This window comes from Pseudoalteromonas luteoviolacea DSM 6061 (assembly GCF_001625655.1).
In the GTDB taxonomy this organism is placed as follows: domain Bacteria; phylum Pseudomonadota; class Gammaproteobacteria; order Enterobacterales; family Alteromonadaceae; genus Pseudoalteromonas; species Pseudoalteromonas luteoviolacea.
On record NZ_AUYB01000167.1, the window covers coordinates 1 to 9,815 of the forward strand.

Annotated in this window: 2 protein-coding genes; both read right to left on the bottom strand. The window is 49.6% G+C overall.

Going from position 1 to position 9,815, the window contains the following annotated elements:
• The coding region (locus N475_RS25005) for a SpvB/TcaC N-terminal domain-containing protein (protein WP_081232508.1) at positions 1-8,678 on the bottom strand (8,678 nt) is incomplete at its 3' end.
• Positions 8,675-9,815: hypothetical protein (locus N475_RS25805; RefSeq protein ID WP_081232509.1), on the bottom strand; the 1,141-nt coding region annotated here is incomplete at its 5' end. The genes N475_RS25005 and N475_RS25805, both read right to left, overlap by 4 nt.

The window sequence follows — 9,815 nt, forward strand, 5'->3', positions numbered from 1 at the left end:
TCAATGGCAACCCCTCGCGCTTCCACATATTGACTCCCAGCCCCATTGAGGCGGCGATAGTCGTCAAACTGGTGCGACACCCGACCATACGCATCATAGGCGGTTTGCTGGATAACACACTTACTAACAAGCGGGTCCAACAAAGCCGCAGGCGCCGCATCGGTTTCGCTTTGGACAACCCTTAAGTCATTGCTCAGCGTATTAAAAACAACTTGGGTGTCACAATTGTGTGTGCGCTCTAAAGCCGTCAGTACCGCCGCACTGCGGCCAAACGTATCGTAGTAATAATGTTGTTGCCAATCCGCCCCTTGCTGAGCACGCAAGAGTAAGTGCGCCGTGTCTGAAGTCTGACCATAGTGCCACTCACTCGCACCTTCGTTGATGATGTGCGCGTCCGGTGTCGTTTGAACCTGTTTCGTTTTTCGTCCAAAACCGTCATAGGTATGGGTCAGCACTACCCCTCGTGCGTCGGTTTGCGTGAGCAACTCACCAAACGCATTATAGGTATAAGACCAGTCTCCGCGATCTGCATCTATTTGCGTGTGCTTACGACCCAGTGCGTCATAGGTAAAGCGCATCACCAACTGATTTGAGGTACTTTCGGCTTTTGAGCGTACCATGTTCTTGCTGCCATCAGCATAGTAGGTAAATTCAACGGCCTGACCGTTATTTTCAGTGGCACTAAGCACTTCACCGAGTATGTTTGAGGTGGAGACTTTTGTTTGGTCAGCAATGCCCGTACCCGAAATCTGCGTGGTGCTAGACAGCCCGCTCACCACGGAGGTGGTGGTGGTTTCGTTATTGGCATCATAAATTTGGATGACTCTATCGAGTACATCGTAGTGTGTCGTCACGCTTTGCGCACCAGGGGCGATGACTTCTACGGCTCTCCCATACTCATCATACACGGTGGTACTCGATAACCACTGTCCAGTCACGTCTCTATGACTGGTGCGATACACTCGGCCCAGTCGGTCTAAATACTGAACTTCAACTAACTCGCCATTCACCTCTTTATGGCGCTGAGCAGCACACATAGCCCCATCGTCACAAGAAGCGTAGTAAGTCAGGGACTGCGCGCCGGTGCTGGTATATTGCCCAACCACACCACCAAATGCATCAAATTGGGTTTCACTGACAACACCATGTACATCTGTTGATAACGTCGGTGCGCCAAACGCGTTACGGTCTGTACTTGTAGACTGCACGCCTCTGATTTTTAACGCCCCTTCTTTCGAGCTCGACTGCTCCGTGTAATTAACATACCGCCCATCTTCAGAAAAGAGTGACGTCGTCGTGCGCGTTTCTCTCTCATCAGCAAGGCACCCTGTGTTTTGACTGTCAACTTTCACCTGATTACCAAAGTGGTCATAATGATGGGTCTTGGTCAGTTCATACTTACAGCCCAATCCTTTGCCGACCACTTCTTCAAATAGCATCAAGTCGAATTGCGTTCCTTCATAATAGGTAAAGTCACTGCTGCGCGTGATGCTCTGTCGATTGGGCACCTGGGTGGTCACCGTGGTGCGGGTGAGTCGGCCATAGCGCTGATACTCATCTGTACTGCCATACTCATTCGTGGTCAGCACCGACTTGCTCGCAAGCGCTATCGTGCCGCTGTGCATAAAGTTCCCACTTTCTATGTTCGCTATTTGATAGCTATCGACCTTTAATTGTGTGACGTTGGCAAAGGTATCTTGAGCCACATCCGTCTGGCTACAGCGATATAGGTCTACGGTAAAGTCTGTATTAACCAGAGCGCTGCACTCTCTGCTTAGCGTATTATAGACACGATACGACTGGGTGCTGCCTTTTTGCGCAACGGGCGTCACCGCATACGTGTTACGGGCTAGACTGAGCACCACGTCGTCGCCCATTTTCTTCACCGTCGAATAGGGCATCCCCGTCAGTGGAAATGCTTGGTGGTAACGGGTGGTGGTGGTAAACACCGTCCCAACGGGGTCGTCGGAGCCCTGCTTGGTGGTTTGGGTTGTCAGCGCTTTAAAGCCTAATACACCGCGCCCTCCAAACTGCGCACGCGCCCCTTCATAGTAATAGGTCACCTTCGCACGCGCCGCCTCATTATGTGTACTTGGGCTATCGGTTTCTACCGTGTGCACCAACGGCATGGCCCCAATCATGTGGGTGACCTTTAAACCATCACGCTCAAATGTCGCCGCATCCTCCGCCAAGTCGCCTTCAAGATCGCCATATATGGCCTTGTTGGTCATTAATCCATAGGCTATCGTCGTCTTGTTGTTGTACCCTTGGGTGATTTCTTTTAATAAGCCTTCTGTGGCTGACTGTCCTAAATTGTACCTAACATGGACACCCTGCTTGTCTTTGGTTAATAGATCCGGCACACCGTCATGGTTGTAATCTGCAAAAAATGCGTAGTGGCCTTTTTCGTGATCTAAGTCCTCTGTAAATACGTTTTCAGAGACTTCTTCAAAGTGTTCATTCCCCTCACCTGAGCCCAGGTTTTTAGGTGTCCACTCATACTGAATCCAGTCGCTACTCGTACCGCTTTTGAAGTAAATTTCTGTGCGGCCATTTTTGTCTAAATCCGCCAGTAACGGCGGAATATCCGCCGACACGGTGCCAGTCAGAGATCCCTCACGATACGCTTCAACTGACAGCCCGCGTGTAAATGCCTCTTCGCTGCTGGTGAGATTGAGTAACACTTCCCAACGCTTAATGCTACTTCCATAGGGATCTTTGCCCAAATAAATAATGTCAACCAGCCCATCCCCATTCACATCCGCAGGCATGAGGTGTTCAATTTTGCCCTTATAGGCCACATAATGTGCACTGAACTTGTGATAGTGACTGCCACCTTGGTTATAGTGCACTGCAATGCGTTTTGCTTCGTCATCGGCGCAGGTGTCATCTGTATCACACTGCAGGGCAATGATGTCTGCTAAACCATCGAAATTGAGATCCACAACCTGCCAATCGGTGGCCTTTTCAGTAAAGTCACCACGCGAGTCAAACCCTTGATCAGGGTTGGTGGTGCGCAGTGTGGTTTCTACACCAAAAAACCCCCTCTGAACATCCCAGATTTGGGTATACAGATTGACATCGTCTTTTTTGAGTTTATAAATCAGGTCAGCATAGCCATCTCCATTGATATCGGCTTGTTTCACCTCTCTCATATACTTGTTTGCTGGCCAAAATAAATTCGAGCTTTTTTGCACCAATTGATTGTCGCTGGATAACGCGAATTCATCCCAATACTTGACCCCAAATTCAGTCGTATGGTCGGCACGCATATTGACCACTATCGTATGCTTACCATCTTGATCTGGATCTGTTGTTAGCATCACCACACTTTCATGGTCATCTTGGCGCGTGATAGATTTACATCCCAGCTTGTCCGGTTGCTGGAAAGTCGCCCCGCCAAAGACGCAAAGTTCATAGCGCTTTTGTTCCGCATCTTTGCGCACCAACGTGATAAGCTCAGGTTTCCCATCGCCGTGTAGATCAGCCATCGTCAAAGCCGCCACCTCAGAATCCACAACCTGACTGCGCGCGTCAAAAGTCAAACCGGTGGCAAACGTGTTGTATTCAAACTTAATCGGTTTACGGCACACGTCGCTGCGACATTGCTGGACTTGTTTGAGTAACCTCAGCCCATTATCTACAGACTCAAAGCTCAGCGCATACGTGCTCAGCACCTGCCCTGTGTGGTTTTTTACTTCTATGCGCGTTAGTCGTGCCCGCTGCTCCAGTCGGTCTTTGGCAATAAACGCTCGGCTGCGAATATCACCCAGTGAATAGCCAAATTCAACGCGGTTACCGCTATAGTGAATGGCACTGAGTAGGCGCTCACCATATTTAAGCTGTACACTGTCTATTTTATCGGTATAGGTGTAGTGAATTGCCGTGTCCGGGTGACCGACATTGTCTTCAACCTTGCTGATCATCCAAGACAACGTGGCTACATTGTCCCGCTGTTCATGTATCACAACTCGGCTTAGATCAGACGTGCCATAGTGTTTGGTGGAGCCATCTTTGCCTTTGATAACAAACCAAATGTCGTCATTTTTTGTGACTCTGTAAATCGTTTGCTGCGAGTCTATTTCAGTGACATATTCGTCAAGGATGGTGGCACCATTGAAGTCGCCATCATGGATCTGTGGGTCCTTACTGATTAAACGCTGTCCATCCAAGCAGTAGCGGTCGGCCTCGGTGAACGTCAACCCTTTAAATTGGCCATCTTGTGCTTTTGTTTGACGACAACGGGAAATGCTCGATACCGCATTCAAGTTCCAGCCCAGTGCAACCGGGCCATCTGGGGCTTGTGAGTTGTAACTTAAACTGACACTGGGCTTCACTCCTGTAATGCCAGCAGGCACCGCAATGGGGATGTGATAGCTGGCGGTCCCAGATTCTGTGACCCTAAAATCTCCCACCGTTGGCTGTAAGCTGGCATGCTCCAACAACGCAGTACTGTCCAGTGCCTTTTTACTGGCTTGCGTATTTGGCAAGTTGACGCTAATTGGCCACTCTGTGGCGCTGCTATTGACTTCCAAACGGACTTCATTGGAATCATCATTGCTGCACTGTACATGCTGCTCATTGTATTGCGAGGACACGTTCACACAGGTTTTGGCTTTAAAGTGGTAAATGCCATTACCTAGCTGTTTGTGTACGGTGGTCAGGCTCTCTTGTGCGTGTATGTCGGCTTGAAATACCTCGCCCAGCTTATAGCTTTCAGGCAAGTGCGCTTCAAACAGCTGATAGGTATGTACCAGCCCCGTGGTGGACACCTCAATACTCACCTCACCATTACCATGGTCAATGAGTGCGATGGTTGGCGCGACAAGCCCATCATTGGGGTCAATGGGGTTGGTATTCAGCTGCGCTTCAGCCCGATCGCTGAGCCCATCGCCATCGGTGTCAAAATCATAGACACAGGTCCGAGAAGCTAAACAAAAGCCAAACTGGTGGTACAGTAAATTGTTGACGGCATCATCATACTGGTTACGCGCCGCCCCCAATAAGGCCATCACCACATCGGCGCGGGTTACCCCCGACGCCAACTGAGCCACCCAATACGTCGTGTTGCCTGAGCCCAGCTCACCGCCATGTAACGAGATATCTGGTGAAGCACTGCCCAACAGGTAGTGAAAGAAGGTATCAATGAACGACGAATCCGTGGCCTCAGCCAATGCTGGGTTGGCATTGATAAGGGCGTGGATGAGTTCATTATAAGGAACGCCTTCAAAGAGCAAGTACCCAAGCAAGCTCAACTCATTTTTAGAAGGGGCTCTTTGCAGTAGTACATAAACGGCTCTGGCTAACCCAAACAGCTCTACATGAGATTGATCTGCCTGCCACTGCGCACGTTCCCACTGCGCAATTTTGTCTTCGAAACGTAAGAAAAGTGCATCCACTTGCGCCCATTTGAGCGCTTTTTCCTCAATCAAGCGTTTGTCAATGACACTCACTTCGCCATCTTCCGTGGTGACATAAATATGCCCAGAGCCAGACACGGCCGGCTGTGACACCACGCCCCCACTCCCAGGGAAGACATATTGCCACTGCACATTGCCCGATGAAGGGTCAACTGAGTACAGAGATTCATCCATGGACCCAACATACAAATTGTGGTCTTGATCTAGCGCAGCTTGCGCATGGATAGGGCCGCGCGTTTTCAGCACCCAATCCGTCAGCACCCGCTGATTGGGCTCTGCTTGTCGTGGATCATGGGTCACTTTATAAAAACGGTGGTTTAAACTGCCCACATAGATGTGGTCCGTTGCGCCGACACTCTCAACCAGAGGTTTCGCAACCACTTCGCTGGACTCGCTCGCTTCGAGACGAGACTCCCACACAAAATGCGGCAAGCCATCTGGGCTAAACTTTTGCGCTTTTAAGCCCTGCTCCGTACCACTATACAGATACAAGTTATCGCTGACGGTATATTCATATTGGGTTAAATCAGGACGATAGTCGGTGCCCGTTTTGTCTATAACCAGGGTGTTTCGTAACAGTGCATCACCGCGCTTCACCCCATTTTTGATTGTCAGTGCTAATCCGCCATTGACATACCCTCGGCAGATATCTTCACTCACAGTGGCCTGTAGGCTGCGATCTGTGGTGGTGGCCTCCACCGTAGAGGACTGGCCAGTTTTTCGAATACGCACATATAGCGTGGATGTCCCCGGGTTAAAGCCGATTCCCTCTGCATGCAAGCCATAGGTGAAGACCTGTGACGCTGGCACGGTGTTATTGGCTCTTCCCTCATCCAGCTCTTTAATCCCTTCCGCCGAACAGCTCTGTATTGAACCCGAACTAAAATAAGGGGCAATATGTTCAACCGTGACTTGTTGACCCTCAACGCACTGCGCCTGACTATTACATGCCGTAATTTGGTATGTGTAGCGGCCAAACAAGGGCGCAGTCACGGTATATTCCGTACTTAACTCAGTGGCTAAGCTGACATTCGTTGGGGTTATGCCTGTTTTGTCGCTCGGTAACCCTGCCCAATATTGCAACTTATACTGGCTGGTCACGCCGTCTGTGTTGGCATGCCATGTGAGCGTGTAAGGCCCCCCCGCTTGGGTCGGCGGATTGTCAAACACGGGCGTGTGTGGTGCCATTTCAAGGTTTGCAATCGGCTGCGCCATTGTAAACTCTCTGGTGGTATGCGTTGGCTCTCCCGCGCTGCCGTAATTCGTTGCCCTCACGGTCACTTTCAGCTTTTTACCATGATGGGCAAGCTGTGTATTCACCGTAAATGTGTCTTCGGTTCCGGTGAAGTTTTCTATGAGCGCGGATTTGATCGTTTCAGGCGCAAGCCCATCGGCCACAACGATTGCCTGATAGCTGAGCTGTTTCGTATTGCTTAACCCGGCTATGTTAACCACATATTGGCCTTGTGTATGTGCATCTGGCGTAATGGATAGGGCGCCAATCACCGGGGTATCCGGGGTTGAGTGTGCAATTTGAACGCCCGTTAATGACGCACTGACGGTCTGGCCAGTGTTGTCCGTGGCCACAAAGGTAAAGGTTTTATTTTGGCCCACATACTGCGCGGTGGCTTTCCAGGTAATCCGGATCACTTTGGGCGGCTGACTGGGGTGCGGCAAAGGGATAACATCTGTGGGGGTTTGCATACCGGGGACATGCAACCCCGGTACTTCATGACCCGTTACCGGCCCCCCTTCGTAGAGGGTTAACGATGTCAGAGAGGTCGACGCGATATTCAGTGCCGACAAGCTCACCTCAAAGGAGATATCCTCCCCCACGTGATATTTATGCTGATTGCTTCCCACATTGGGCGGCGGGAGTTCAAAGTGAATGCCATAGAACTGTCGGTATATCACGTTGGTTTGATTGCCTTTGCCACGCACCCCGCGTTTTTTTGCATAGACGGTAAAGGTTTGGCTTTGTGCCCCGTCCAAGGTGCTATATGCCACTTCATGTGTGCACACACGCGCTGTGAGTGAACAGTGTTTAATCGGGGTTGCGCACCCCGTATTCGCGTTGACATCGGCAACGCTGTACTGACATAAATAATACGCTTCGAGGTCTGCCACCTCATCGATTGTGGCCTCTAGCGTGATGGTGTCTCCAACAAATGGCGCAACATCACTATTGAGCCGACGAATATTAGGCACTGAGGGAGAAACCGCGTTAACCTCAACAGAGTGGATATCCGACGTACTGTTTTGGTTGTCTATGGCTTGGGCACTAATCTGTGTAGACGCATTAATCCTATGCGACAAGGTACATGTTGCTGTATTGGCCTCTATTGAACAGGCATTGTTGTAGTCCACCTCTGTACCAAAATACGCCCTGACTGGCTTAAGCTCTTGACCCAAGCTCAACAGCATGCCGCTCAGACTATTGTGCGCCGACGTATCATTGTCTGTGGCCGTCATCACAATCGAAACCGAACTGCCCACCTCTGCAAAATGGGGGGTACTCGGTGTACTGCTGCCCGTTGTGTCGCCGACCTTCAAAGTCATACTGGGTGCGGTGTTTTGCTCACGTGCAGTCACCGTAAATGACGCTTTCGCCTCTTTTCCAAAGCTATCCTTGGCATAAATGGCAAATAAATAGGGGGTGTCAATCTCTAAGTTATTGGAACCAATGGTATAGCGACACGTATAATTCGTCCCCACGGGGGTCAGTGAACAGCTACTTACTTTGTGCCTATTTACGTACAAACTCAGTTCGGTGAGGTCTTTTCCTTCATCTTTCACCGTAAAGCTGCCCGTTAAAGGGGCACCGATTGGGTGCACATTGGCATTGCCTACGTGAGAGCGGTTTGTCACTGCTGGCACAGTCAGTGGCATCACGTTGACAGTTCTGGTGCAATCCGTGTACTGCGTCTTTTGGACGGGCCCATAGCCATTATCCTCAAATCCACGTGATGTGGCCTTTAACTCCGCGTTATAAACACCGACTTCAGGGAAGCTGTAGGTCACAACATAGCTCTGTGTCTCTGTTAATAACCCACTGTTATAGAGTGTAGTATTGTCCCTTTTTATTTTGATATAGACTTCATCTTGTTGGTCATCGAGGCCCGTATATATTCTCGGTCCTTTTAAAATTTTGACAAGTGTGCTGTCATTAACCAATACGTTCAATGCTGTGTTTTCACACACAGCTTGCGCGTTAAGGGATGACAACGACATCAATAACCCAGTTAACATGGCCCTCATAGCGACTCCCTCCACACCACTTTTAGCTCTTTTGGCGCCTGTTGTTTAGTCACCGCCTGTATACTCCCGTCATCACTCATACTGCGGCTAAACCACCGACTCACCGATTGAAAAACCGACACCTCAGGCGCCGCTGATTGCACCTCGGGAACATGGACCCCTATCAAGTCTTTGTCTTGCTGGATAATGAATTGAGGATGGTATGATGCATAGGTTTGGCTCATGACAAGGGTTGGTGTGACTGATATGCCTTGCGTTGTATCGATGCTATTTTTTATAGACAGTTGTCTTTTTAACTGTAAGTCATTGATTGGGTCGAGTACTTCAACCGTGCCATCTTCATGAAATATATATAAACCGGATTCAATATTCGGTCGGGTCGTAGAGCTTGTGAATGAACGCGCAAACTGTCTGGCCGAGGCAAAAAAGCCTTGATTATTCTCCGCATGCGCGTTCACTAAAACAGGACTTGCCAATAAGCTACTTGACGCTTTATTTGAACATACTTTACCTAGGGCATCTTGCCATCGAATACGGCATGCTCTTCCAGTACTGTCATAATAACTTTCGGTGAAATATAAAAAGTCGCCCTCTATTATGGGCGCATTATTTACCACCCCCTCTAATTCAATGTGCCAACCATAATCCCACTGCATTTCCTGATTATGGTCATGGGTGCCTTTGTAAAATAACAGGTGCCCATCGTGGGTTGCAAAGATGAGATTATCACGGTATTCCGTGATGCTTTTTTCTACAATGTCCAGCCCCGTCTCATATAAAGGTTGTTTATAGTTATTTTTAATTCCTGTGAGGGTCACGGGTAGCTTCGGGATGGCAGTGACGACTAATGTCTTGGTGATGGCTTCGCCACTGAACGCAGTCGCGCTTAATGTATACTCTGTTAATTGGTCTACATATGCATCCAAAAGGCCTTTTGAAGGCGCCAGACTTCTATTCACGGCAGCGACTTGTCCATTTTTTCTTGCCGTGATGGTGACGTCGGTGGCCCCTTCCACATGCCACCCCAGCATTAACCGACCATAGCGGTCGGCTTGCGCGCTGTTTGAGTAAAATGCTTTAATACTCAACGGCGCTTGCACAGCTCGATTGTCAGCTTGCCACTGCGCACAACCATAT